The following is a 25,250-nucleotide window of genomic DNA, read 5'->3' on the forward strand; positions in this document are numbered from 1 at the left end:
GGGGTGTCCAGGTCCGCGCCCGGTGCACGGGCGCGGCCTGGTATCAGATCTCGTCGACGCTGGAGGCGGCGTTCGGCCGCCGGGAGAGGTCGATGCCGAGCTCCTCAGCGGCGCGGTACACCTCGTCGTCGGACTCCTTCATCTCGATGGAGACACCGTCGCTCGAGAGCACCTCGACGTTCAGGCACAGCGACTGCATCTCCTTGAGAAGCACCTTGAAGGACTCCGGGATACCCGAGTCGGGGATGTTCTCGCCCTTGACGATCGCCTCGTAGACCTTGACCCGGCCCGGGACGTCGTCGGACTTGATGGTGAGCAGCTCCTGGAGCGTGTACGCGGCGCCGTACGCCTCGAGCGCCCACACCTCCATCTCACCGAAGCGCTGACCACCGAACTGCGCCTTACCACCCAGCGGCTGCTGCGTGATCATCGAGTACGGACCGGTCGAACGCGCGTGGATCTTGTCGTCGACCAGGTGGTGCAGCTTCAGGATGTACATGTAGCCGGTGGAGACGGGCTCCGGGAACGGCTCGCCGGAGCGGCCGTCGAAGAGCTGCGCCTTGCCGTCCTGGTTGACCATCCGCTGACCGTCACGGTTGGGCAGGGTGGCGCCGAAGAGACCGCGGAGCGCGACCTCCTCCAGTCCGTCGAACACCGGGGTGGCGACGGGCCGGCTCGGCTCGCTCTTGTGCGCGACCTCGGGCAGGCTCTCCAGCCACTCGCCGCCCTTGTCCTCGGCCAGCGAGACGTCCCAGCCCTGCTTGGCGATCCACCCGAGGTGGGTCTCCAGCACCTGGCCCACGTTCATACGGCCCGGCACACCCAGCGGGTTCAGGATGACGTCGACCGGCGTGCCGTCCTCGAGGAACGGCATGTCCTCCTGCGGGAGGATCTTCGAGATGACGCCCTTGTTGCCGTGGCGGCCGGCCAGCTTGTCGCCGACGGTGATCTTGCGGCGCTGCGCGATGTACACGCGCACCAGCTGGTTCACGCCGGCGGGCAGCTCGTCGCCGTCCTCCCGGTTGAACTCGCGCACCGCGATGACCGTGCCCTGCTCGCCGTGGGGCACCTTGAGCGAGGTGTCGCGCACCTCGCGCGCCTTCTCGCCGAAGATCGCCCGCAGCAGGCGCTCCTCCGGGGTCAGCTCGGTCTCACCCTTGGGGGTGACCTTGCCGACCAGGATGTCACCGGCGCCGACCTCGGCACCGATCCGGATCACGCCGCGCTCGTCCAGGTCCGCGAGGACCTCCTCGGAGACGTTCGGGATGTCCCGCGTGATCTCCTCCGGGCCGAGCTTGGTGTCACGGGCGTCGACCTCGTGCTCCTCGATGTGGATCGAGGAGAGGACGTCGTCCTCCACGAGGCGCTGCGACAGGATGATCGCGTCCTCGTAGTTGTGACCCTCCCACGACATGAACGCGACCAGCAGGTTGCGGCCGAGCGCGAGCTCGCCCTCGTCCGTCGCCGGGCCGTCCGCGAGCACGGAGCCGACCTCGACCCGCGCACCCTCGTCGACCAGCACGCGCTGGTTGTAGCTCGTGCCCTGGTTGGAGCGCACGAACTTGTGCACGCGGTACGAGCCCGTCGTGCCGTCGTCGTTCGCCACGAGCACCAGGTCGGCCGAGACCTCGGTGACCACACCGGGCTTGGTCGCCACGATGACGTCGCCGGCGTCGACCGCCGCACGGCGCTCCATGCCGGTACCGACCACGGGGGCCTCGGACCGCACCAGCGGCACGGCCTGGCGCTGCATGTTGGCACCCATGAGGGCGCGGTTGGCGTCGTCGTGCTCGAGGAACGGGATCAGGGCCGTCGCGACCGACACCATCTGGCGCGGCGAGATGTCCATGTAGTCGACCTCGGCACCCGGGATGTCGTTGGTCTCGCCACCCTTCGTGCGGACCAGGACGCGGTCGAGGACGAACGTGCCGTCCTCGAGCAGCGGCGTGTTGGCCTGCGCGATGATGTAGCGGTCCTCGTCATCGGCCGTGAGGTACTCGATGTTGTCGGTGACCTTGCCGTTCTCGACCTTGCGGTACGGCGTCTCGATGAAGCCGAACGGGTTGATGCGACCGAACGACGCCAGCGAGCCGATCAGACCGATGTTCGGACCCTCAGGGGTCTCGATCGGGCACATGCGGCCGTAGTGCGACGGGTGGACGTCACGGACCTCCATGCCGGCGCGGTCACGGGACAGACCACCCGGGCCCAGCGCGTTCAGACGACGCTTGTGCGTCAGACCGGCCAGCGGGTTGTTCTGGTCCATGAACTGCGACAGCTGCGAGGTGCCGAAGAACTCACGGATCGACGCCACGACCGGACGGATGTTGATCAGCGTCTGCGGCGTGATGGCCTCGACGTCCTGCGTGGTCATGCGCTCGCGAACGACGCGCTCCATGCGGGACAGACCCGTGCGCACCTGGTTCTGGATGAGCTCACCCACGGCGCGGATACGACGGTTGCCGAAGTGGTCGATGTCGTCGGTCTCGACGCGCACCTCGACGGGCTGACCGTTGCGGACGCCGTCCATGGTGGTCTTGTCCGCGTGCAGCGACGCGAGGTACTTGATCGTGTGGACCACGTCGGTCAGCGACAGCGTGGAGTCAGCAAGCTCCGCGTCGACACCGAGCTTCTTGTTCGCCTTGTAGCGGCCGACCTTCGCCAGGTCGTAGCGCTTCGGGTTGAAGTAGAAGTTCTCGAGCAGCGCGCGGCCGGCCTCGACCGTGGGCGGCTCGCCCGGGCGGATCTTGCGGTACAGGTCGACCAGGGCCTCGTCCTCGGTGTGGACGTGGTCCTTCTCGAGCGTGTCGAGCACCGACGGGAACTCGGCGAACTGCTCGCGGATCTCGGCCTCGCTCATGCCGAGGGCCTTGAGCAGCACCGTGACGGACTGCTTGCGCTTGCGGTCGACGCGCACGCCGACGGCGTCGCGCTTGTCGATCTCGAACTCGAGCCACGCACCACGCGAGGGGATGATCTTCGCGGAGAAGACGTCCTTGTCGCTGGTCTTGTCCGGGGTGCGCTCGAAGTACACGCCCGGGGAACGCACCAGCTGCGAGACGACGACGCGCTCGGTGCCGTTGATGATGAACGTGCCGCGCGCGGTCATGAGCGGGAAGTCGCCCATGAACACGGTCTGGCTCTTGATCTCACCGGTGGTGTAGTTGACGAACTCCGCGGTGACGAACAGCGGGGCCGCGTAGGTGAAGTCCTTCTCCTTGCACTCGTCCGCCGTGTACTTCGGCGGCTCGAAGCGGTGGTTCGAGAAGGAGAGGGACATCGAGGAGCCGAAGTCCTCGATCGGGGAGATCTCCTCGAAGATCTCTTCCAGTCCGGAGGTTTCCGGGACATCATTACGACCAGCCGCCTTGGCAGTTTCTACCCGGCCCTGCCAGGCTGGGTTACCAAGGAGCCAGTCGAAGCTCTCGGTCTGCAGGCCAAGCAGGTCGGGGACCTCGAGTGGCTCATAGATCTTTGCGAAAGAAACGCGACGGGAAGCGGTACGGTTCGCAATGGCTTCGGCGGACGGAGCTGAAGGGGTGCGCGAGGCAGCCAAGAGGGGTCCTTCCCTGCAGTTCGGGTGAACGCTGTACGCTCTGCGGTGCTGCAGGAAGCTCTGCCGGACTTCACCGGTCACCGGTGGGCATCCCACCACGAGGGGGATGCGACCAGGACTTTCGGGAAGCAGGGGGAGGCGTCGAGGGCACACGCGGGCGCAAAGCGCTAGCATACCTATCTGGTTCTAGTATGTCCAGTCCCCCTAGCGCCCGCACCTCGAGACTGTGGTAAACCTCGAAACGTTGCGTATCCGCACTGGTGAGGCGCGTGCCGCGGAACCAGGCGCCCGGACGGACGATCCAGAGCACGCGAGAGGCCCGCACCCCGAGGGGTGCGGGCCTCTACGTTCGGCGGGACGGCGCCCGGGACGAGCCCGGGCTGCCGTCACACCAGCCCGAAGGCGGTGGTGCCTGAGGTCACTTGAGGGTGACGGTGGCGCCGGCGCCCTCCAGGGCGGCCTTCGCCTTCTCGGCGGCGTCCTTGTCGGCGCCCTCGAGAACCGGCTTCGGCGCGCCGTCGACCAGGTCCTTGGCCTCCTTGAGACCGAGGGACGTGAGCGCGCGCACCTCCTTGATGACCTGGATCTTCTTGTCGCCGGCAGCCTCGAGGATGACGTCGAACTCGGTCTTCTCCTCCACGGCCTCAGCGGCAGCGGCGGCCGGGCCGGCAACGGCAGCGGCGACCGGAGCGGCGGCGGTGACGTCGAACTTCTCCTCGAAGGCCTTCACGAAGTCGGAGAGCTCGATGAGCGTGAGCTCCTCGAAGGCGGACAGGAGCTCGTCGGTGCTGAGCTTCGCCATGATGGCGTTCCTTTCAGTTGGCGCTTCGCGGGCCGGTGCGGACCCGCGAGAAGCAGGGGGTTGTGAACTGGCACTGCCACCTGGTCAGGCGGCAGCACCCTCCGATTCCTGCTTCTGACGCAGGGCATCGATGACACGGGCGACCTGGGCGGGCTTAGCGGTGAAGGCGTAAGCAGCACGCGTCAGCGTGGCCTTCAGACCGCCGGCCACCTTGGCCAGCAGAACCTCGCGGGACTCGAGGTCCGCGAGCTTCGTGATCTCTGCAGCGGACATCGCGGCGCCGTCCAGCACGCCGCCCTTGATGACCAGAGCAGGGTTCGCCTTGGCGAAGTCACGCAGACCCTTCGCAGCCTCGACCGGGTCCCCGGTCACGAATGCGATGGCGGAGGGGCCCTTCAGGTCGGCGTCGAGACCCTCGACACCGGCCTCCTTGGCCGCGATCCCCGTAAGCGTGTTCTTCACCACGGCGTAGGTTGCGTTGCCGCTGAGCGACCGACGCAGCTCCTTGAGCTGCGCGACGGTGAGCCCGCGGTACTCGGTCAGCACGGCCGCGTTGGAGTCACGGAACTTGTCCGCGAGCTCTGCGACAGCGGCTGCCTTGTCCGGCCTCGCCATGGCAATCCTTCCGGTGGTGGTACCACCGTCCCCTGGGGCACTGGGCCCCGGGCGTCGCCCCGGAACGAGAAAAAGAGCCCCGGCGCAGGTGCACGGGGCTCGGTTCGCGCGGTAGAACCGCACTCGAGTTCGTCACCTGCGCAGGCCCCCGCTCTCAGCGGGACTTCGGTCTTCTTCCGTCCTGTGCTCGGAAGGAGCGGGCGGCGTCGGACGACCGGCGGTCTTGGGTTACCCGAGAACTATACATGGCTCCGCGCGTGCGGCCGCACGCGGCGAGTGGTGGCCTGCGCCACACAGCCACTCCCCTGTTCCCGGCCGTCCCCGGAGCCTCAGCGCTCCAGGCCCTCCAGGGACGCGAAGCACACCAGCGGCACCGGCTCGGGCTCGTCCGCGAGCGCCGCCGCGAGCGCGGCCTCGGGGTCGTCGGTGGCGCGCAGGTGAGCGTGGAACCTGGGCATCACGCGCGCTGCGACGGCGTCGGACAGCGGGGCGACGGCGGCGACGACGGCACGCGCGCCGAGGCGCAGCAGCACGGACGACAGGCCGAGCACCTCGCCACCGACCACCTGCGACGAGCCGCCGACCTCGCAGGCCGACAGGACGAGCACGGACCCGGGCAGCCGGGTGCCGTCGAGCTCGTGGGCGAACAGGGGCCCGTCGGCGAGGTCGACGAAGGCGAAGAGCGGGTTGTCGGCGTCGTGCCTGCCGTGGGTGGCCAGGTGCACGATGTCGTGGGTGGCGAGCACGGACCGCACGGCGGCCGTGGTCGCGGCGCTCCCGGTGAGGACCGTGGCGCCCGGCCACACCTCCCCGACGGCCTGGACCTCGCGCGCGCCGAGCGCGACGCCGGGGCCGTACGCGGCCAGCAGCCGGTGCCTGCCCTCCGGGCGAGGGTGCGCGCGGCCGCGCGCCATGAAGGACCGGACGGTCGTGCGCCGGCCGCGCCGGGACGGGAGTGCCGTCCACGGCACGCCGAGCATGGGCTCGCGGCCCACGACGTACAGCGGGCCGTCGGCGTCCATGGGCACGGCCAGGAGGCGGTCGAGCGCGCCGAGGTTGCGGGCCAGGGAGCGGCGGGCGGCGTCGCGCAGGGCGGGGGGCACGTGCTCGTTGGCGCACGCGCCGAAGTCGGCTCGGACGCGCAGCACGCGCTCGGTGACCTCGGCCAGCGGCCCGAGATCCAGGGTGCGCGCGCCGTGCGCGTCGACGCGGACGCAGCGCAGGACGCCGTCGAGCACCAGGTAGTTGGCGACGACGGCGCCGTCGTCGCGGGCGGCGAGCAGGTCGCGGACCTCCTCCGCCGTGGCCGGCCGGTCCTCGGCGGGGCCGGGGTCCGCGCCGGTACGGTGCCAGGCGCGTTCGCGCGCCGTGGCCAGGAGCCGGCGCGACCGCTCGAAGAGCTGGGCGCGCTCGGTGGCGCTGTCCCGGTCGGTGAGGGTGCGCGCCCGGACGACGAGCCCGCGAGCCTCGGTGACGAGCGCGCCGACGGCGGGCTCGTCGGGTGCGGTGGTGCCGCCCATCCCGGCGAACGTGACCCGGCCGCGCTCGAGCGCCTCGAACAGCCAGTCCGGCCGGCCGGTGCGCAGCGCGGCCTCGACGTCGGTCCGTTGCAGGTCGACGCCGTGCGCCGCCGCGGCGGTCACGGACTCGACCGAGCCGAGGCCCACGCGCTGGTCGGCGAGCAGCCCGAGGCCCGTACGCACGGCGTCGATGCCGGCGGACCGGTCCCCGGAGGCGAACGCGAGCTGCGCGAGGACGGTCTGCCGCTGGATGCGGGTGGACAGCGGGGCGTCGGCCATCCCGTCGGGCAGGCTGCCGAGGACGGCGCGGGCCGCGTCGACGTCACCGGCCAGCAGGTACCAGTGCGCGGCGACGAACCGTGCGCTCAGGCCGGGGCGCTGCCCGAGCAGCGGGTCCACCTCGTCGCCCGCCTCGGCGGCCTGGAGGGCCTGCTCGGCACGCCGGCGGGCGTCGTCGGGCACGGGGGCCTCGCCGCGGCGGATCGGCAGGAGGATCGCCTCCAGCTCGGCCACGCGCGCGACGGCGGCCCGCTGCGGGTGGCCGACGCCGACGTAGTACCGCCGCGCGAACGCGGCCGCCGTGCGCGCCTCGTCCCAGCGGTGCAGGGCCATGAGGCAGCGGGCGCGGAAGTACTCGGCCTCCGCGCGGTGCTGGGCGCGGCCGGGGACGACCATGCGGGAGATCGCCTGGGTGAGGACCTGCTCGGCGTCCTCGAGCAGGCCGGCCTCGTAGAGGACTGCGCCGCGGCCGATGTCGAGCACGCCGTCGGCGCGCTCCGGGTCGACGGCGCGTGCGGCGGCCATGGCCTGCAGCGCCCCCGGCAGGTCGCCGAGCGCGTACCGGACGAAGCCCGTGTTGTGCAGGGCGAGCGAGGCGATGCCGGGCAGGTCGGCGCGACCCGCGGCCTCGTGGCAGGCGTCGAAGTCGGCGAGCGCCGCGTCCAGCCGGCCGAGCTCGATGGCGGTCGCGCCGCGGTTCAGCAGCGCGGTCGCGTAGTCGCGCGCGGGGAGCTGGTCCGCGTCGGCGAGCACCCGGTCGAAGGCCGCGAGCGCGTCGGTGAGCCGGCCGGAGCGCTGCAGCAGCAGGCCCCGGGTGCCGTCGACGACGGCGGAGAGCCGCCGGCGGACCCGGCGTGGTGCGGCGTCCGCGCGGCCGTCGGCGTCGTCGAGCAGGGCGAGGGGCTTGTCCAGCGTGTCCTCGACGGAGTGGACGGCGACCGCCTGGCCCGCCAGCGACCGCACCATGCCCTCGGCCCAGCGTTCGCGGTCGGTGGTGCCGAGCTCGGCGAGGTCCATGACCCGGAGCCGGTCGAGCACGTCCCGGAACCGTGGCAGTGCGTCGCCGGGCCGCGACCGGGCGTTCAGATCCCGGGCGGCCAGGAGCTCCGCCTCAAGTTCCGGCCACATGCTTGTCCCCTTGCCTCGCGGTGGCCCGAGGGACACCGGGCGGGAAACGATAGCGGGGCGCGGGGCGGCCTGTCATCGCCTGCCACGACGGTGCAGGTCAGCGAGTTGTCCCGGGTGAAGAATTGGCATGGTGTCGCGATATCACCCGGCGGCGAGCCCCTCGACCGAGCTGAAGCAGACCAGGGGCACGGGCTCGGCGACGTCGCGGAGCGCGGCCGCGAGCGCCGCCTCCGGGTCGTCGGTCTCACGCAGGTGGGCGTGCAGGCGGGGCATGACGCGGGCGGCGAGCTCGTCGGAGAGCTTGGCGACCGAGGCGATGACGGCGCGGGCGCCCAGGCGCAGGAGCACCGAGGTCAGGCCGAGGAGCTCGCCGCCGAGCACCTGGGTGGAACCGCCGACCTCGCAGGACGACAGGATCACGACCGAGCCGGGCAGCGGCGTGCCGTCGAGCTCGTGGGCGAACAGCGGGCCGTCGGCGAGCTCGATGCTCGCGAAGAGCGGGTTGTCGGCGTCGTGCTGACCGTGCGTGGCCAGGTGGACGACGTCGTGGGTGGCGAGCGCAGTGCGGACCTGCTCGGTGACGGCGTCCTTGCCGGTCAGCACGGTCGCGCCGGGCCACTGCTCCCCCACCCCGCGCGCCTCGGCGGCGCCGTGGGGGACGCCGGGGCCGGAAGCGGCGAGCAGCCGGTGCTCACCGGTGGGCCGGGCGTGCGCGCGGCCGCGCGCGACGTACGAGTTGACGGAGGTCCGCAGGCCGCCGCGGGACGGGAGGGCGGCCCACGGGACGCTGAGCAGGGGCTCGCGGCCCACGACGTAGAGGTCGCCGTCGGCGCGCAGCGGCGCGAGCAGGACGGCGTCGAGCGCCTTGAGGTTGCGGGCCAGGGAGGACGAGGCCGCGGCGCGCAGGGGGGCCGGGATCAGGTCGTTGGCGGCCATCGCGAAGTCGGCGTTCAGGCGGCGGACGTGCTCGATGACGTCGTCGGCCGAGCCGATGTCGACGGTGGTGACGCCGGCGGCGTCGACGCGGACGCAGCGGAGCGTGCCGTCCATCACGACGAAGTTGGCCACGACGCTGTCGCGACGGGTCCCGGTGAGGACACCACGCAGCTCGCGGGCGGTGACCGGGCGCCGCACTGCTCCGGCGTTGCCGGCGTGCCGCCAGGACCGTTCGCGAACCTCGTCCTGGATGCGGCTCGCACGGCGGGTGAGCCGCTCGCGCTCCCTGGAGTCGCCGGTGCCGAGCTCGCGGGCCCGGGCCAGCAGCCCGCGCGCCTCGGTCAGGAGCGCGGCCGCCTCCGGGTCGTCGGGCGGGGTGACGCGGCCGGTCCCCGCGAACGTGGTGCGACCACGTTCCAGGGCGTCGAACAGGGCAGCGGGCCTGCCGGTGCGGACCGCCGCTACGACGTCCACGCGGGTCAGGTCGACGCCGTGCGCCGCGGCGGCCGTGACGGACTCGACGGACCCGAGCCGGCTGCGGTGGTCGGCGAGCAGCCCCAGGCCCGAGCGGACGGCGCGCAGGCCGGTTGCCCGGTCCCCCGTGGCGAAGGCCAGCTCCGCGCGAGCGGTGTAGTGCTGGATGCGCATGGTCAGCGGAGCGTTGACCAGGCCTCGCGGCAGCTCGGCGAGCGTCGACCGGGCACCGGCCCGGTCTCCGGCCAGAAGCAGCCACTGCGCCGCGACCAGCCTCGCCGCATGACCGGGGTGCTGACCGAGCACAGGACCTGCCGCATCGCCCTCGACGGCGACGGCGAGCGCTTGCGCCGCTCTGCGCCGGACGACCACCTGGGGCAGCGTCTGCGCGTCGTTCCGGACGGGCGCGAGTGCGGCCTCGAGCTCGAGGACGCGAGCCAGCGACGCCCACTGCTCGAAACCGACGGCCAGGAAGTGCTGCCGGGCTCGCACCGCGAGCGCGGCCGCCTCGTCGAAGCGTCGGAGCGCGAGCAGGCACCTGGAGCGAAAGTACTCGGCGATGGCGCGGTCGGTGCGGAGGCCGGCCTTGAGCAGCTGCGGTATCGCCTCGCTCAGGAGGGCTTCCGCCTCCTCGAGCAGCCCTACCCCGTACAGGACCTCGGCGCGCCCCTGCAAAGGGATGCCGTCGTCCTGGTCCGGTGCGAGTGCCCTCGCGGCCGCCATCTCGGCGAGCGCCGCGGGAAGGTCTCCGAGCATGCTCAGATCGAAGCCGGCGTTGTGCCGGGCGAAGGCGACCAGCCTGTGGTTGTCCGACGCCTCGGCATGGCGCGCGGCCGCCAGGTCGTCGGCCAGCGCCTGGTCGAAGGCACCAAGGTCCGAGTAGGCCACGCCACGATTCAGGTGCGCCATCGCCCGGTCACGATGAGCCTCGTGATGGCTCACCTCGAGCACCCTGTCGAAGAGCGGGATCGCCTCGCGCATCTGACCGGCGTGGAGCAGGATCATTCCTCGCTGCCCAGCGGCGACCGCCTCGACATGCTCGCGCTCAGGACCGGTAAGGGCGCCTGCCGCGGCGACGGCGCTGTCGAGCGAGGCGATCGCCGCCCTCGCGTCGCCCGACAGCGCGAACTCTGCTTGCGCCAGACCCATCCAGGACCGCGCGGTGAGCCAGACCCACGCTTCCAGTGCCGTGTCGTCGAGTGCTGTCCGATCCTCCCGTCCGAGGTCTTCCAGCAGGTCCCGGAACTCACGGAAGGCCACCTTCGGGCGCGCGCGGAGGTTCCACTCGCGCGCTCGTTCGAACCGCTCGGTGAGTGCGACCAGATCGATGCTGCTCACCCCCCGTTCACGACGTCAGACTGGCACTCCAGGCATCTCCGAGTAGAGATCGCCCACCTCGACGACAGCATGCCAGGCATCACGGACACGGCCCTGCGGGTCCTGGGCTGCCACCTCTCCTGCGCTGCGCCGCGCATACAGCGCCGCGGCCAGCTGCGCGGCGAGATGCGGTGACGCGAAGGACGTACCGCTCCACGTACCGAACCCACGCGTGAAGTCGTCCAGATCGATCGTGTGCCGCAAACCGTCCGCAGTCCGCTCGCCCCGCAGCGCACCGTCGAACGTCGTAGGCATCGTGCTCAGCACGTTGACACCGGGTCGCACTGCCGCGACCCACGGTCCGTCGTTGCTGAACGCTGCGAGAGTACCGTCCGGGTTGGATGCCGCGACAGCGATTAGCGGTGTATGGCCCGACGTCAGGTCGCCGGGGTCCACGGGTGTGGTGCCCTCGGCGGTCCGCCGCACGGGGGGCGCCCAGCCCGCAGGGAACGACTTGCGGGCCGAGCCGTCGTTGCCCGCCGAGACGACGACGAGGACGCCAGCCCGGCGCAGGTCACGGAGCCGCCCGCGGTAGATGCCCTCGTAGTCGTCGTCGTCCTCGGGGTGCTCCAGGTAGTAGCCGCTGGCGATGACCACGACATCGACCGGAAAGTAGCCCGGAACACGAGCGAGGCCTCGCAGGTGGAACTCGAGCAGCCTCTCGAGCGAACGCGCGAAGTCCCACTCGGACACCGTTCCCGCACCGCCGTAAACGCGAACGGGCAAGATGGCCGCGTCGGGGCAGATCTGGTGCACCACGCCGGCGATGAACGTGCCGTGGCCCGCGAACGTGTCGAGAGGGGAGGCGGGCCCGTCCCGGCGGCCGTCCCGTTCGGCGTCGACGTCCTCCTCGGGAAACGTGCCGATCGGCTGACCGTCGAGGAGCGCGTCGCGCAGTACCACGGTACGGGGCTCGTCGAACCAGGAGTGGGCACCGATCCCGGTGTCGAGGATGGCGACGACGGGCCGCTCGACTCCCCCGGCTGTCACGAGCGGTGAGGCCCCGTCGAGGGCACGGACCGGGGCAGCACCCGGGTAGACCGCCGGAATGCGTTCGTCGGGGTCGCCGAAGCCGCCCTTGTTCTTGTGTCCGGTGATCACGTGATCCAGCGTCAGCCGAGCACGACCCTCGCCGGCGTCCTCTGCGACGGCCGCCATCAGCCCCAGCGCGTCCCAGTCGTCCCGGACGTCGTCGAGCCGCACCTCGACGTCGGGCCGCCCGCCAAGGACTCCGGCGCCTGCGCGGGACTGCGCCTGGACGAAGTCGCTGGTCGTCACAGTGATGCCCTGCTCGCGGGCGCGGGCGGTGATCAGGTCCAGCAGAGCGTTGTGGCCGCCCTCGGCGTCGCCCCGCACGATCACGCGGTCCTGTACGTATCGGGTCGGCGCGACGCGACCGCCACCGGGGAGCCGGTACGACTCCGGGTCGACCTCTCGGACCGGGCGCCACCCCCCGGCGTGGTCGCGGACGCGCAGCTCGGGCTCAGGCATGGGCTCGCTCACAGCAGTACCTCTCCATCGAAGACGATTGCTCGACAGATCCCGCCGCGCCCCTCGGCCAGATCACACACAGTGGGTAGTTCAGCGGTTCACAGCTCGATGATCGGCGTGCTCACGGCACCGCCACCACCGTCGGTGCGGCGGACGACGAGGCTCGCGCGCCCTCGCTCCACCGAGTCGAAGGCGAACCGGCCGTCCTCGTCGGAGGCGGTCGTGACGACGTCGACCCCGGGGCGGTGCAGCTCCACGTCCAGGCCGGCCGCGGGTGCGGCCCAGCCGTCTATCCGGACCCGTCCGCCGGCGGACGGGGACAGCGTGATCATCACGGTCAGCGAGTCGTGCGTGAAGGTGATGGTCTTCGCCTCGGCGGGCGCCGCGTCGTCGGCCCGGGCCGCTGCTGCGGCCCCCCGGACGCCGGCGAGCGGGGCGTCGAGGTAGACGGCCTCCATCAGCTCGGCCTCGAGGCCGGCCAGCGTGATCGCGAACAGCGACCGCTCGACGAGCCCCTCCGGCACCGGGTCCACGGCCCCGACCGCGCGGGCGAGCCGGGTCAGCACGGCGCCGTCCTCGGCGTCCAGCACGCCCTTCGGGTCGAACGAGAGGTGCCCCACGGCCTCGTCGTCCTGGTTGGGTTCCGGCGTCAGGTCCACGAGAAGTCCCCTTGCTCATCGAGGATGGTGCGCAGCTTCGCCAAGCAGCGGCCGCGAGTCGAACCGATGGAACCCATCGGCATTCCGATCGCCGCCGAGATGTACCGGTAGTCCGGCCGGTCGGCGAGCGAGACCAGACGCAGCAGCTCTTGGCAGCGTCCGGGCAGTTTCTTCAGGGACGTCCACAGGATGCGGTCGCGCTCGTCGCGCAGCACCTCGGCGTCCGGGGGCGGGTCGTTCGCGGGGAGAGCCATCGGATGCTCGGGGCTGTCGTCCGGCAGCTCGGTACGGCGCTTCTCGTCGTCACGGTGCTTGCGCACCGCCTCCCAGGCGGCGCGCTTCGCGGTCACCAGCAACCACTTCAGCACGGCCTTCGGCTCGGCGATCGACTCGGCGTGGCGCACCAGCGCGACCCAGGTGCTCTGCACGACGTCGTCCGCGGCATCGCGGTCGACCCCTTGCGCACGGACCGTGTGCCACAGCAGCGGCGTCGCCTCGCGCACCAGGTCGCCGAGCGCCTGGTGGTTTCCGGCGCGGTACTCGGTCAGGGCGATCGCGGCGCGATCACCGAGCGTGAGACCGGACCCGTCGACGTCGGGCAGGGCCTCCCTTGATCCTGTCATTGCACCACGGGATTCTCTGCTGGCGGATGTTTCCACGTCGCGTGCTGGACGTGGAGCGCTTGGACCAACCGAGTCTACGGCCGAGCACACGGATCCGGGGAGGTAGAAAACAGCGCCCATCAGGCACTCCTCTCTCCTCGGCTCACGTCGGCTTCCTGCCGCCCATCAGACAAGAGGTGGGACCACCCGGTTCGATACATGATCCTGATGAAAATTCAAAAAGACCCGCACCCCTTGCGGGATGCGGGCCTCTCTGCGCTTTCGGGGCGCTCGGATCAGGCCGAGAGCTCCTCGAGAAGCTTGGTGGTCTTGCTCTGGTCCAGCGGGATGCCGGGGCCCATCGTGGTGGTCATGGTCGCCTTGCTGATGTAGCGACCCTTCGACGACGACGGCTTGAGGCGCAGGACCTCGTCGAGCGCGGCGACGTAGTTCTCCAGCAGCTGGGTCTCGGAGAACGAGGCCTTGCCGATGATGAAGTGCAGGTTCGCGTGCTTGTCGACACGGAACTCGATCTTGCCGCCCTTGATGTCGGTGACAGCCTTGGTCACGTCCATCGTCACGGTGCCGGTCTTCGGGTTCGGCATGAGGCCACGGGGGCCGAGCACCTTACCGAGGCGACCGACCTTGCCCATGAGGTCCGGCGTGGCGACAGCCGCGTCGAAGTCGGTGTAGCCGGCGGCCACCTTCTCGATCAGCTCGTCGCCACCGACCTCGTCGGCACCGGCCGCACGGGCCTCCTCCGCCTTGGCGGCGTTGGCGAACACGATGACCTTGGCGGTCTTACCCGTGCCGTTGGGCAGGTTGACCGTGCCACGGACCATCTGGTCCGCCTTGCGCGGGTCCACGCTCAGCCGGAACGCGACCTCGACGGTGGCGTCGTACTTGACCGTGGCGGTGTCCTTGGCCAGACGGATCGCGTCCAGCGGCGCGTACAGCGCCTCGCTGTCGATCTTCTCCGCGGCGGCGAGGTACGCCTTGCTGCGCTTTGCCATGTTTCTCTCCTTGTGGTCGTAGCGGGCCGACCGGCCCTGCCACTGTGGTGTTTCGGTCCCGGGACTGGCGCCCCGGGAGGGGATCACTCGGAAACGGTGATGCCCATGGAGCGGGCGGTGCCCGCGATGATCAGCGACGCGGCGTCGAGGTCGTTCGCGTTCAGGTCAGGAAGCTTGGTCGTCGCGATCTCGCGGACCTGGTCCTTCGTGATCGAGGCGACCTTGACCGTGTGCGGCGTCGCGGAGCCCTTGGCCACACCGGCGGCCTTCTTGATCAGCTCGGCGGCCGGCGGGGTCTTCGTGATGAAGGTGAACGAGCGGTCCTCGTACACGGTGATCTCGACCGGGATGACGTTGCCGCGCTGCGACTCGGTCGCCGCGTTGTACGCCTTGCAGAACTCCATGATGTTCACGCCGTGCTGACCCAGCGCGGGGCCGATCGGCGGAGCCGGCGTCGCGGCGCCGGCCTGGATCTGCAGCTTGATGAGGCCGGAGACCTTCTTCTTCGGGGGCATGCGTTCACTACCTTCTGTTGGCTGGGCCTACGCCGTGGGCGATGACCCGGTTGCAAATGCTGGGGTACGGACGAATCAGATCTTGGCGACCTGGTTGAACCCCAGCTCGACCGGGGTCTCCCGGCCGAAGATGGAGACGAGGACCTTGAGCTTCTGGGCCTCGACGTTGATCTCGGAGATCGAGGCGGGCAGCGTGTCGAACGGACCGTCCGTGACGGTCACCGACTCGCCGACCTCGAAGTCCACGTGGACCGGAGCCTTGCCGGAGCTGGTCACCGTGCCGCCACCAGGGGCCTGCTGGCCGACCTGCTGACCGGCCTGGGGCAGCATCGACGGCGCGAGCATCGAGTAGATCTCGTCGAAGCTCAGCGGCACCGGCTGGTGGGTGTGCCCGACGAAGCCCGTGACGCCCGGCGTGTGTCGCACGGCGCCCCACGACTCGTCGGTCAGGTCCATGCGCACGAGGACGTAGCCCGGGATGCGCACCCGGCTCACGATCTTCTTCTGCGCGTTCTTGATCTCGGCGACCTCTTCCATCGGAACCTCGACCTGGAAGATGTAGTCCTCCATGTTCAGGCTCTGGATGCGGTTCTCGAGGTTGGTCTTCACGCGCTTCTCGTAACCCGCGTACGAGTGGATGACGTACCAGTCGCCGAACTGGCCACGGAGGGTTCGCTTGAACTCCTCGACCTCGTCCACGATGACGTCGCCGTCGGCGTCAGCGGGGCGCTCGTCGGTGGCGTCGTCCTCGACCTCGTCCTCGACGGTCTCGGCCGGGGTCTCGGCGTCCGCAGGCACGTCAGCGTTCTCGGCGTCCAGGGGCGCGTCGACGGCCGTCTCGTCGCCGTCGGCCGGCGAGACGTTCTCCGTCTGGTCCAGAGAGTCCTGGGACACGAACGAACCTGCTTTCTCTTCGTGCGCCGGGGCTGCGCCCGGCACGGGTGTGCGTACTTCTACGAGCTGTGTCCGGCCATTGTCGCGCGAAAGTACCGCGAAGGGACAATCAGCGACGGGCGAGAACGATCACAGCGAAGTACTGCGCAGCGTGCCGCATGAGTGGGTCCGGCGCACCCGGACCGGCGTAGGCCCGTCAGACGGGCCCGCCGACGACCGCCTCAGCCGTCGTCTCCGAGAGGGACGATCAGCCGAAGACCCAGCCGGCCAGCATGCCGAAGGCGTAGTCCAGGGCCACCACGAAGATCATGACGACGACCAGGAAGACGAGCACGACGGTCGTGTACGTGATGAGCTCGGAGCGCGTCGGCGAGACGACCTTCTTGAGCTCGGCCACGACCTGGCGCACGAAGAGCGCGATCCGGGCGAAGATGTTGCCGCCGCCCTTGCTCGGACGCTCCGCGGCGCTCTGGATCACCTCGGTGTCGCTCACTGCTACCCCACTCCTGTGGCCCGGCGCGCCAGGCGGCGCGGACTGCCGTTCCAGGTCCACTCACGTGGGCCCGCTGCGCGCGGCCCCGCTGGGGTTCACGCTGGCAGGGTAGACAGGACTCGAACCTGCAACCTGCGGTTTTGGAGACCGCTGCGCTACCAATTGCGCCACTACCCTATGTGTCCGATACCCGGTCCTGACCACCGCGAGCCCTGGAGGGGCGCGCCGCATCAGGTGAGCATCGATCACCGAGGCACAACTGTACGGTACCCAGCGCCGTAGGTCGAACTCGTTCCTCAGGGCCCCGCGCAGGTCACCGGGTGAGCCCTGTCCACCGGACGACGGACACGAGATGCAGCCGAACGGGCGTCCCACGGAAGGGGCCCCGCGGAGCATGCTCGAGACATGGAGACAACCGGATCGTCGGCCGTGCGGGTACGCGGCCTCCGCAAGCGGTACGGCACCGCCCGTACCGGGTTCAAGGACGCCGTCGCCGGCCTGGACCTCGACGTCGCCCACGGTGAGATCGTGGCGGTGCTGGGCCCGAACGGGGCCGGCAAGACCACCACCGTCGAGATCCTCGAGGGGTTCCGCGACCGGGACGACGGCGACGTCGCCGTGCTCGGCGAGGACCCCCGGCACGCGGGCCGCGCCTGGCGCGCCCGGATCGGCGTGGTCATGCAGGACTCCCGGGACCTGAGCGAGCTCACGGTCCTGGAGAAGGTGCGTTCCACGGCAGCCGCCTACCCGGACTCGCGCGACCCGGCGGAGGTGATCGCCGCCGTCGGGCTCGCGGAGAAGGCGAAGGCACGGACGCGTGGGCTCTCCGGCGGGCAGCGGCGCCGGCTGGACGTGGCCCTCGGGATCGTGGGCCGGCCCGAGCTGCTCTTCCTGGACGAGCCCACGACCGGCTTCGACCCGGAGGCCCGGCGCTCCTTCTGGGACCTCGTGACCGGGCTGCGCGACGACGGCACCACGATCCTGCTGACCACCCACTACCTCGACGAGGCCGCGCAGCTCGCGGACCGCGTGCTCGTCGTGCGCGACGGCGTCGTGGTGGCCGAGGGCACGCCCGAGACGCTCGGGGGACCCGGGGCGCGCACGCCGGTCGTCGCGTGGGACGACGAGGGCGTGCGCCGCACCGAGCGGACCGACCGGCCCACGGCCGCCGTCGCGCGCCTGATCGCCGCGGCCGGGCCGGACGGCGAGGTGCCCGGCCTGTCCGTGACCCGTCCGACGCTCGAGGACGTCTACCTGTCCCTGATCGGCGAGAGCACCATCAACACCGAGGAGGCGGCGTGATGAGCACGGCTGCTGCGACGAGCACGAGGGCCCGGACCGGGGCGAGCACCGCCCGGCGACTGCCCGGCACCATCCGGCTGGGCCTGGTACGCGGCGGCGTGGAGCTGCTGCAGTTCCTCCGCGAGCGCGACTCGATGGTCTTCGGGTTCGCCTACCCGATCATCATGCTCGCGATCTTCTCCACGGTCTTCGGCGACGACGACCCGATCGTCTCCCAGGGCGTCACCGTGGGCTTCGCGCAGTACTTCCTGCCCGGCATGGTCGCGACGGGCGTCATGCTCTCGACCTACCAGACGCTCGCGATGTCGATCGCCGTCGAGCGCGACGACGGGACGCTCAAGCGGCTGCGTGCCACGCCGCTGCCCGCGACGTCGTACTTCCTGGGCAAGGTGTTCCTGTCGCTGGTCACCGTGCTCGCGCAGACCGCGCTGCTGCTCGCGGTCGCGGCACTCGCGTTCGACGTGCCCCTGCCCGACGACGCAGCGCACTGGATCACCTTCGCGTGGGTGTTCGTGCTGGGGACGGCGGCGGGCGCCGTGTGCGGCGTCGCGTACTCGTCCGTGCCGCGCTCCGGCAGGTCTGCGAGCGCCGTGGTGGTCACGCCGCTCCTGGTGCTGCAGTTCACGTCGGGCGTGTTCTTCCCGGTGACCCAGCTGCCGGGCTGGATGCTCGACCTGTCGTCGATCTTCCCGCTGAAGTGGATCGCGCAGGGCATGCGGTCGGTGTTCCTGCCGGAGGCGTTCGCGGCGGCGGAGCCGGCCGGCTCCTGGCAGCACGGCGCGACGGCTGCTGTACTGGCGGCATGGCTGGTGGTAGCGCTCGTGGTCGGCACCCGGACGTTCCGGTGGCGACGGCACGATGACGGCTGACGAGGCCCGCGGAGCAGGGCGCGCCGACGACGCGGCGGGTGTCGGGCACTCCGCCGATCTCCTGTACGCCGGGTGGGAGCAGCAGGTGCGGTGGTGGGACGCGGCGTTCGGCGTGATCGTCGCGCTCACCGCGGCCGCCCTGGTGCTGGAGGGCACGCGCGGCACGCACCTCGTGGTGGCCTGTGCGGCGCTGGCGGCGCTCGTGGGCGCGTACCTGCTGTGGGGTGCCCGCGCGGCGCGGACCCGGCAGCGGGGTCCGGCCCTGGCCTACCTGGTGGTGCTGGTGCTGGCCACCGGGGTGGCCGTCTCACAGGCCGGCGTGGCGACGTTCCTGATGTTCATCGCGTTCGCGCAGGTGTGGATGCTGCTGGAGTCGATCAAGCAGGGCGTGGTGGGCTGTGCGGCGCTCACCGCGTCGGTGACGATCGGCATCGTCGCGGCCTACGACTTCGCGTCGGACGTGGTGCTCGACGTGGTGCCGCAGATGGTCGTGACGCTCCTGTTCGCGATCGGGCTGGGGCTCTGGTTCCACCTCGCGATGCGGCGCGCCGAGGAGCACGCGCGCCTGCTCGACGAGCTGCGCGCCGCCCAGGCGGAGCTGGCCCGGACCAACCACGAGGCGGGTGTCGTGGCCGAGCGCGAGCGCCTCGCCCGCGAGATCCACGACACGCTGGCCCAGGGCTTCACGAGCGTGGTCATGCAGGCGCAGGCGGCGACGGCGGCCCTGGACCACGGGGACGACGGCGCCGTGCGGGAGCGGCTGCACGTGGTGGAGGAGACGGCGCGCGAGAACCTGGCCGAGGCCCGGGCCCTGGTCGCGGCCTTCGCCCCGGTGGCGTTGCAGGACGCCTCGCTCCCGCAGGCGCTGCGGCGGCTCACGGACCGGTACGCCCTGGAGACGGACCAGGTGGTGAGCTTCGAGGCCAGCGGGGTGGGACCGCTGCCGCCGGCGACCGAGGTGGTCCTGCTGCGCGCCGCCCAGGAGGCACTGTCGAACGTCCGGCGGCACGCGCGGGCGATGCTCGTCCTGGTGCGCCTGGCCCAGGCCGAGGGGGCGGTGACGCTCACCGTGGCCGACAACGGGCGCGGCTTCGGCCCCGACGTCGACGACGGGTTCGGGCTGGCCGGGATGCGCGACCGGGTGCGGTCGGTGGGTGGCACGCTGTCGGTCGAGTCCACGCCCGGCAGCGGTACGACCCTGCGCGCGCGGGTCCCGGTCGACGCCGCCGTGCCCGGCACGGGCGCGGATGCGGGCACGGGCACGGCATCGGACGGCGAGGCAGCCGTCCGGGCGGAGGACGGGACACAGGGGGTGGCGCGATGATCCGGGTGCTGGTGGTGGACGACCATCCGGTGGTGCGGTCGGGACTGGCGGGCATGCTCGCGGTCGAGGACGATCTCGAGGTCGTGGGCGAGGCCGCCGACGGGCAGCAGGCCGTCGCGCTGGCCGGGGAGCTCGCGCCCGACGTGGTGCTCATGGACCTACGGATGCCCGTGCTCGACGGCGTCTCCGCGACCGCGGGGATCGTGGGCACCGGGCCCCGGGTGGTGGTGCTGACCACGTACGACACCGACGCCGACATCCTGCGCGCCGTCGAGGCCGGGGCGACCGGCTACCTGCTCAAGGACACGCCGCGGGCCGTGCTCGTCGCGGGCATCCGCGCGGCGGCCCGGGGCGAGACGGTGCTGGCGCCGAGCGTGGCGACGCGCCTGGTCAGCTCGGTCCGCACCGCGTCGGAGCGGCCCTCCGCGCGGGAGACCGAGGTCCTGACGCTCGTGGCGCGCGGCAGGTCGAACGCCGAGGTCGGGCGGGAGCTGTCGATCACCGAGGCAACGGTCAAGACGCACCTCATCCGGGCGTTCGCCAAGCTGGGCGTCGCCGACCGCACCGCCGCCGTGACGGTGGCCCGGGAACGCGGCTGGATCGCCTGACCCCCAGGGACGGACGACGGCGTCTTTCCAGGACGGCGTGACGGGCGGCCGATAGGTTGCCCGCATGAACAACTCGGGCGAAATCGACATCACAGCACGCGTCGAGGCGGCGGTCGCGTCGGCGATCTACGACATGGTGCTGCCGATCGACACCATGGGCGTGACCTTCCACGACGGCGCGCTGGACGACGTCAGCGAAGCCTTCCGGGCCGCGCCCGACGCGACCCTGGCCGCCGCGGACGCGCGGTTCGCAGCGCACATGGCGACGGTCGCGGAGGCGGCGTCCGACGAGGAGGCCGAGGGCCCCATGCTCCGGGCGCGCGCCGCCATGGCCCTGAAGGAGCGTCTCAAGGAGCTGTGACGCACGGAGAGCGCCCCGGTCATGAGACCAGGGCGCCCTCCGTATTGCGGCTAGCGGCTAGCGGCTGCCTGCGGGCTGCGTGGTGCCGCCGTCGGCCTGGACGCCACCGCTCGGGTTGGTCGACGGCTCGACCGGGGTGGTCGGCTCGTTCGTCGGCTGCTCCGTGGGCTCGTTCGTCGGCTCCTCCGTCGGTTCCTCGGTGGGCTCCTCCGTCGGCTCCTCGGTCGGCGTGGGCGTCGGGGTCGGCGACGGCGTAGGAGTGGGCGACGGCGTGGGGGTCGGCGACGGGGTCGGCGTCGGCCGCGGGGTGAACTCCGGTGGCGGGGCCACCTCCTCCGTCTCGCTCGGGGTCGTCGACGGCTCGGGCGACCGCGACGGCTCCCGCGTCGTCGGGCTCTCGGTCGGGATCACCTCCGGCGTCCCGTTGTTGCCCAGCATGTTCGCGATCACCAGGCCGGCCCCGCCGAACACGAGCAGCGCGAACACGATGATCGTGATCACGCGGCCGCGGCCGGTGGTCATCTTCTGCCAGAAGGTGCGCTTCTCCTCCGGCGGCGCGACCGGCGGCGGCACGGACGCGGCGGCCGGGTCGGCGCCGAGCGCCGCGGCGGCGCCGGCGGCCCCCACCGCGGCGACCATGGTCGTGCGGTCCTCCGGGTCGGTGGCCTGGCCCAGCACCATCGTGCCGGAGCTGGGCGCGCCGGTCACCGGGTCGATCACCTCGGTGCCGCCCGCGCCCACGCCAAGCTGCATGGTCTCGCCGCTGGTGCCCATCCGGCCCGCGGGGCCGCCGAGCAGGACGGTGACGGTCTCGCGCATCGACTCGGCCGTCGGGAACCGGCGGTTCGGGTCCTTGGCCATGGCCCGGGACACGAGGCGGTCCACGGACGCCGGGACGGACGCGCGCCGCGCGGACGCCGCGGGCACGGGGGCGTTCACGTGTGCCCGGAGCACGTCCTCGGCCTGCGCCCGCTCGAACGGGGCGTGCCCGGTCAGCGTGTAGTACGCGAGCGCGCCGACGGCGTAGATGTCGCTCCGGGCGTCGAGCGGCTTGCCGCGCGCCTGCTCGGGCGACATGCCGATGACCGAGCCGGCCACCGTGTCGCCGTCGCCCTCGCCGCCCGCCGGTCGCGTGAGCCCGAGGTCCAGCAGGCCCACGGCGAACGTGCCGTCCGGGTGCCTGTCGACCATGACGTTGCGCGGGGCGATGTCGCGGTGCACCAGGCCCGCCGCGTGCACCGCGGCGACGCCCTCCAGCAGGCCGTCGATGATCACGAGCGCGTCCCGCCAGGGCAGGCCGCTGTCCCCGGCGTAGTCGGACAGGGAGACGCCCGGCACGCGGTTCATGACCGTCCAGGGGACGCTCGCGCCCGCGACGTCCTCCTCGCCGGAGTCCAGGACCTTCACGACGCCCGGGTGCGTCACGAGCGCCGACGCGTCGACCTCGCGCTGCAGGGAGGCCCGCGCGTTCTGGTCGTCGACCAGGTGCGGGTGCAGCACCTTGACCACGAGCGGCCCGTCGAAGGGGTCGACCTCGGGTTCCGCGGGCTCGGTGATCTCGGCCGTCGCGTCGGGATCGGCCTCGGACTCGGCCTCGGACTCGGGCCCGGCGGCCGGCTCGCCGTCGACGTCGGTCTCGGCGTCCGCGCCCGGCTCGCCGTCCTTGCTGCCGGAACCGTCGCCGGAGTCGGCCTCGGCCTCGTCGGCCTTCGCCTCGTCGCCGTCGGCGGCCGCGGCCTCGCCGTCCGCACCGGCGTCGTCCGCCTCGGATGCGTCGGCCGCGTCGGCCGCCTCGGACTCCGCGTCCTCGTCGTTCGGCTCGGGTTCCGGGGCCGCTACCCGCTGCGCGTCGTAGACGGTGAATGTGGCGCCCGTGCCGAGGACGTCGACCAGCTCGTACCGGCCCCCGAGGACGACGTGCACCGGGAGGTCGGCTGCGTCGGCCTCGCCCGTGTTGTTCTCAGTCACTGGTTCACCGGTGTCCATCGTTGCGGATCGAGCAAATCAGTCATTTCGGCTATCTGCGGCATGTTCTTCTCAGGATACGTAGCGGAGCGCGCGCACACCAAAGATGGTCGGCGCGATGTGTGTGAGTAGTGCGGAGTATCACGATCGCGGCTGCCAGCAGCACGCTGCTTTGCCAGACTACGCAGATGCGCGACCTCGCACTTCTTCCCAAGGCGCACCTCCACCTGCACTTCACCGGATCCATGCGGGTGCCGACCCTCGTCGACATGGCCGCCGCGTACAACGTCCGGTTGCCCGATGCGCTCATCGACAACGACCCCTTGCGCCTGCCCGCCACGGAGCGCGGCTGGTTCCGCTTCCAGCGCCTTTACGACGCCGCGCGCGCCTGCGTGCGGTCCGAGGGCGACATGCGCCGCCTGGTCCACGAGGCCGCGGCCGACGATGCCGCGGAGGGCTCGGGCCGCCTGGAGATCCAGGTCGACCCCACCTCCTACGCACCCTTCGTCGGCGGCATCACGCCGGCCGTCGAGATCGTCATCGACGCCGCCAGGACCGCGAGCGCCGCGTACGGGATCGAGGTGGGCGTGATCATCGCGGCGTCGCGCATGAAGCATCCGCTCGACGCGCGCACGCTGGCGCGGCTCGCCGCCCGGTACGCGGGCGACGGCGTCGGCGAGGTGGTGGGCTTCGGGCTGTCGAACGACGAGCGCCGCGGTGAGACGTCGCAGTTCGGTGCCGCGTTCGACATCGCTCGCCGGGCCGGGCTGGCCGCCGTGCCGCACGGCGGGGAGCTGCTCGGCCCCGACCACATCAGCGAGGTCCTGCGCGAGCTGGTGCCGGACCGGATCGGGCACGGCGTGCGAGCCGCAGAGGACCCGCGGGTGCTCGCGGAGATCGTGGACCGCGGCGTGGCGCTGGAGGTGAACCCGGGCTCGAACATCGGGCTGGGGGTGTACGGGGAGGCGAGCGAGGTGCCGCTGCGTACCCTGGTGGACGCGGGCGCGGTCGTGGCGCTCGGCGCGGACGACCCGCTCCTGTTCGGGTCGCGGCTCGTGGACCAGTACCAGATCGCGCGCGACGCGCACGGGTTCACGGACGCGGAGCTCGCGGGGCTGGCGGCGTCGTCGATCCGGGCCAGCCGGGCGTCGTCGTCGACCAAGGCGCGACTGCTGGCCGAGGTGGACGCCTGGTTGCTGGCCCCCGACCCCGCCGGCGCGCCGGTTCGGCTCCCCGCGGGCGGAACAGTCACGATTGGGTGACGATCGACTGTCCCAACGATCCTGATCCGCCGCGCGTCGGCTACAGATACAGGACACTCGCGGGGGGACGACGTCGTCTCGCGGGTGTTGTGCCGCGCCACCCCCAGCAGGCGCGGTCGAGGAGGAGTCACGATGCGGGTTGTGCACAGCAGGTCCAGCCACGGCGTGGTCAGCCGGGCCGTGGGCAAGAGGATCGTGGGCACGTTGGGCGCGGTCGCGCTTGCGGCGACCCTGCTGTCGGGCTGCGGCGACGACCAGGAGCCCCCGGCGGACGCGGACCGGACGACGAGCTCGCCGAGCGCGACGCCCCAGGAGAGCTCGCCGACCCCTGAGCCGACGGCGAGCGAGCCGTCCGAGGAGGCGGAGCCGAGCGCCACGCCGTCGGACAACGCGAGCGAGGGTGCGGACGAGGGGTCCGGCCAGGGCGACGAGGGCACCGACGGGTCGGGCGACGACGCGAACGACGACGGCGACTCCGGCAAGGGCTCCGACGAGGGCAAGGGCGACGGCAAGTCCGACGACAAGGACAACGGCAAGGGCGGCAAGGACGACGAGCCGGAGAAGCCCGACTACATCGAGTACGGCGAGACCAGCACCCGCGTGGGCAAGCTCCAGCAGCGGCTGCAGGACCTCGGGTACTTCGTGACCTCCGTGGACAAGGCGTACGGCGGCGAGACGCAGCAGGCGGTGTTCGCGCTGCAGAAGGCCGGCGGCCTGTACCGGGACGGCGTGGTGGGTGACGCCACGCAGTCCGCGGCCGACAAGGGCGTGGTGCCGAAGGCGCAGACGTCGTCGGGCAAGGTGCTGGAGATCGACATCGACCGGCAGCTCGTGCTCGCCGTCGAGAACGGCAAGGTCGTCAAGGTCATCAACGCGTCGTCCGGCAACGGGGAGACGTACCAGGCCAAGGGCAACACCTACACGGCGTACACGCCGCGCGGGTCGTTCGCGGTCTACCGCGAGGAGAACCGGATGTACGCGTCGGGCCTGGAGCTCGGCGACATGTGGCGGCCCAAGTTCTTCACCGGCGGCATCGCGGTGCACGGCTCGGCGTCGGTGCCGGCGTTCCCTGCGTCGCACGGCTGCGTGCGGGTGTCGAACAGCGCGATGGACTGGATCTGGGACACCTGGGGCGCCCCGTCGGGCACGCCGGTCGTCGTCTACTAGAACGTGTCAGACGCTCAGGTCCCCGGAGGGACCTGAGC

At 71.7% G+C, this 25,250-nt stretch carries 20 protein-coding genes and 1 tRNA gene; 7 read left to right on the plus strand and 14 right to left on the minus strand.

Annotated elements, in window-relative coordinates:
* Positions 1-43: 43 nt before the first annotated feature.
* The 13 genes from rpoB to ACFU5G_RS09155 all read right to left on the minus strand — a co-directional run bounded on the left by rpoB (position 44) and on the right by ACFU5G_RS09155 (position 16,531).
* Positions 44-3,556 carry a DNA-directed RNA polymerase subunit beta gene (rpoB, locus tag ACFU5G_RS09095; RefSeq protein ID WP_026365830.1) on the minus strand — a complete coding sequence of 1,171 codons (3,513 nt, stop codon included), beginning with the start codon at positions 3,554-3,556 and terminating at the stop codon, positions 44-46.
* A 418-nt stretch (positions 3,557-3,974) separates the two neighbouring features.
* Positions 3,975-4,358 (minus strand): 50S ribosomal protein L7/L12, encoded by a 384-nt coding sequence (gene rplL / locus ACFU5G_RS09100; RefSeq protein WP_285100977.1) that lies wholly within the window; start codon positions 4,356-4,358, stop codon positions 3,975-3,977.
* 84 nt (positions 4,359-4,442) lie between these two features.
* Positions 4,443-4,973, minus strand: a complete 531-nt coding sequence (gene rplJ / locus ACFU5G_RS09105) for a 50S ribosomal protein L10 (protein ID WP_121385091.1) — start codon at positions 4,971-4,973, stop codon at positions 4,443-4,445.
* A gap of 329 nt (positions 4,974-5,302) precedes the next feature.
* Entirely contained in the window at positions 5,303-7,900 is a 2,598-nt protein-coding gene (locus ACFU5G_RS09110) for a CHAT domain-containing protein (RefSeq protein ID WP_377242885.1), read from the minus strand.
* Positions 7,901-8,041: 141 nt separating this feature from the next.
* On the minus strand, positions 8,042-10,648 hold the full coding sequence (locus ACFU5G_RS09115; RefSeq protein WP_377242887.1) for a CHAT domain-containing protein: 2,607 nt from the start codon (positions 10,646-10,648) through the stop codon (positions 8,042-8,044).
* A gap of 15 nt (positions 10,649-10,663) precedes the next feature.
* Entirely contained in the window at positions 10,664-12,190 is a 1,527-nt protein-coding gene (locus ACFU5G_RS09120; RefSeq protein WP_377242889.1) for a S8 family serine peptidase, read from the minus strand.
* A gap of 86 nt (positions 12,191-12,276) precedes the next feature.
* A complete protein-coding gene (locus tag ACFU5G_RS09125) occupies positions 12,277-12,837 on the minus strand; it encodes a hypothetical protein (protein WP_121385087.1) in 561 nt (186 codons plus the stop codon).
* Positions 12,828-13,460: an RNA polymerase sigma factor gene (locus ACFU5G_RS09130; RefSeq protein WP_377242891.1), complete on the minus strand. Its 633-nt coding sequence runs from the start codon at positions 13,458-13,460 to the stop codon at positions 12,828-12,830. Before ACFU5G_RS09130 ends, ACFU5G_RS09125 begins: the two co-directional genes overlap by 10 nt.
* Before the next feature lie 275 nt (positions 13,461-13,735).
* Positions 13,736-14,452, minus strand: a complete 717-nt coding sequence (gene rplA, locus ACFU5G_RS09135) for a 50S ribosomal protein L1 (RefSeq protein ID WP_377242893.1) — start codon at positions 14,450-14,452, stop codon at positions 13,736-13,738.
* 83 nt (positions 14,453-14,535) lie between these two features.
* Positions 14,536-14,967, minus strand: coding sequence for a 50S ribosomal protein L11 (gene rplK, locus ACFU5G_RS09140; RefSeq protein WP_020016098.1), 432 nt, complete (start codon positions 14,965-14,967; stop codon positions 14,536-14,538).
* Between the two features lie 75 nt (positions 14,968-15,042).
* Entirely contained in the window at positions 15,043-15,861 is an 819-nt protein-coding gene (nusG, locus tag ACFU5G_RS09145; protein ID WP_121385084.1) for a transcription termination/antitermination protein NusG, read from the minus strand.
* 247 nt (positions 15,862-16,108) lie between these two features.
* Positions 16,109-16,354, minus strand: coding sequence for a preprotein translocase subunit SecE (gene secE / locus ACFU5G_RS09150; protein WP_020016096.1), 246 nt, complete (start codon positions 16,352-16,354; stop codon positions 16,109-16,111).
* Positions 16,355-16,455: 101 nt separating this feature from the next.
* Positions 16,456-16,531 (minus strand) — tRNA-Trp (locus tag ACFU5G_RS09155).
* 228 nt (positions 16,532-16,759) lie between these two features.
* On the opposite strand from ACFU5G_RS09155, the gene ACFU5G_RS09160 reads away from it, so the two are divergent.
* From ACFU5G_RS09160 to ACFU5G_RS09180, 5 genes are all read left to right on the plus strand, one after another.
* Positions 16,760-17,656, plus strand: a complete 897-nt coding sequence (locus ACFU5G_RS09160; RefSeq protein ID WP_377242895.1) for an ABC transporter ATP-binding protein — start codon at positions 16,760-16,762, stop codon at positions 17,654-17,656.
* The gene (locus tag ACFU5G_RS09165) at positions 17,656-18,525 is read left to right on the plus strand and encodes an ABC transporter permease (protein WP_377242897.1); all 870 of its coding nucleotides are present in this window, start codon (positions 17,656-17,658) and stop codon (positions 18,523-18,525) included. Before ACFU5G_RS09160 ends, ACFU5G_RS09165 begins: the two co-directional genes overlap by 1 nt.
* Positions 18,515-19,849, plus strand: a complete 1,335-nt coding sequence (locus ACFU5G_RS09170) for a sensor histidine kinase (protein WP_377242899.1) — start codon at positions 18,515-18,517, stop codon at positions 19,847-19,849. The genes ACFU5G_RS09165 and ACFU5G_RS09170 overlap by 11 nt, the downstream gene beginning before the upstream one ends.
* Positions 19,846-20,457: a response regulator gene (locus ACFU5G_RS09175; RefSeq protein ID WP_377242901.1), complete on the plus strand. Its 612-nt coding sequence runs from the start codon at positions 19,846-19,848 to the stop codon at positions 20,455-20,457. Before ACFU5G_RS09170 ends, ACFU5G_RS09175 begins: the two co-directional genes overlap by 4 nt.
* A gap of 64 nt (positions 20,458-20,521) precedes the next feature.
* Positions 20,522-20,818, plus strand: coding sequence for a hypothetical protein (locus ACFU5G_RS09180; RefSeq protein WP_377242903.1), 297 nt, complete (start codon positions 20,522-20,524; stop codon positions 20,816-20,818).
* A 57-nt stretch (positions 20,819-20,875) separates the two neighbouring features.
* Here ACFU5G_RS09180 and ACFU5G_RS09185 read toward each other — a convergent pair whose 3' ends face one another.
* Complete coding sequence (locus ACFU5G_RS09185; protein WP_377242905.1) at positions 20,876-22,786, minus strand: serine/threonine-protein kinase; 1,911 nt, start codon at positions 22,784-22,786, stop codon at positions 20,876-20,878.
* Between the two features lie 185 nt (positions 22,787-22,971).
* On the opposite strand from ACFU5G_RS09185, the gene ACFU5G_RS09190 reads away from it, so the two are divergent.
* Entirely contained in the window at positions 22,972-24,045 is a 1,074-nt protein-coding gene (locus ACFU5G_RS09190; protein WP_377242907.1) for an adenosine deaminase, read from the plus strand.
* Between the two features lie 132 nt (positions 24,046-24,177).
* Positions 24,178-25,212 carry a L,D-transpeptidase family protein gene (locus tag ACFU5G_RS09195; protein ID WP_377242909.1) on the plus strand — a complete coding sequence of 345 codons (1,035 nt, stop codon included), beginning with the start codon at positions 24,178-24,180 and terminating at the stop codon, positions 25,210-25,212.
* Positions 25,213-25,250: the final 38 nt, after the last annotated feature.

This window comes from Promicromonospora sp. NPDC057488 (genome assembly GCF_042802395.1).
Classification (GTDB): Bacteria; Actinomycetota; Actinomycetes; order Actinomycetales; family Cellulomonadaceae; genus Promicromonospora.

Excerpts from the sequence above, each read along its gene's own strand:
- ACFU5G_RS09110 (WP_377242885.1), bottom strand. The coding sequence starts at position 7,900 with ATGTGGCCGGAACTTGAGGCGGAGCTCCTGGCCGCCCGGGATCTGAAC.
- ACFU5G_RS09170 (WP_377242899.1), top strand. The coding sequence starts at position 18,515 with ATGACGGCTGACGAGGCCCGCGGAGCAGGGCGCGCCGACGACGCGGCG.
- ACFU5G_RS09190 (WP_377242907.1), top strand. The coding sequence starts at position 22,972 with ATGCGCGACCTCGCACTTCTTCCCAAGGCGCACCTCCACCTGCACTTC.
- rplL (WP_285100977.1), bottom strand. The coding sequence starts at position 4,358 with ATGGCGAAGCTCAGCACCGACGAGCTCCTGTCCGCCTTCGAGGAGCTC.
- ACFU5G_RS09130 (WP_377242891.1), bottom strand. The coding sequence starts at position 13,460 with ATGACAGGATCAAGGGAGGCCCTGCCCGACGTCGACGGGTCCGGTCTC.
- rplK (WP_020016098.1), bottom strand. The coding sequence starts at position 14,967 with ATGCCCCCGAAGAAGAAGGTCTCCGGCCTCATCAAGCTGCAGATCCAG.
- ACFU5G_RS09160 (WP_377242895.1), top strand. The coding sequence starts at position 16,760 with ATGGAGACAACCGGATCGTCGGCCGTGCGGGTACGCGGCCTCCGCAAG.
- ACFU5G_RS09175 (WP_377242901.1), top strand. The coding sequence starts at position 19,846 with ATGATCCGGGTGCTGGTGGTGGACGACCATCCGGTGGTGCGGTCGGGA.
- ACFU5G_RS09180 (WP_377242903.1), top strand. The coding sequence starts at position 20,522 with ATGAACAACTCGGGCGAAATCGACATCACAGCACGCGTCGAGGCGGCG.
- ACFU5G_RS09165 (WP_377242897.1), top strand. The coding sequence starts at position 17,656 with ATGAGCACGGCTGCTGCGACGAGCACGAGGGCCCGGACCGGGGCGAGC.
- rplJ (WP_121385091.1), bottom strand. The coding sequence starts at position 4,973 with ATGGCGAGGCCGGACAAGGCAGCCGCTGTCGCAGAGCTCGCGGACAAG.
- rplA (WP_377242893.1), bottom strand. The coding sequence starts at position 14,452 with ATGGCAAAGCGCAGCAAGGCGTACCTCGCCGCCGCGGAGAAGATCGAC.
- ACFU5G_RS09195 (WP_377242909.1), top strand. The coding sequence starts at position 24,178 with ATGCGGGTTGTGCACAGCAGGTCCAGCCACGGCGTGGTCAGCCGGGCC.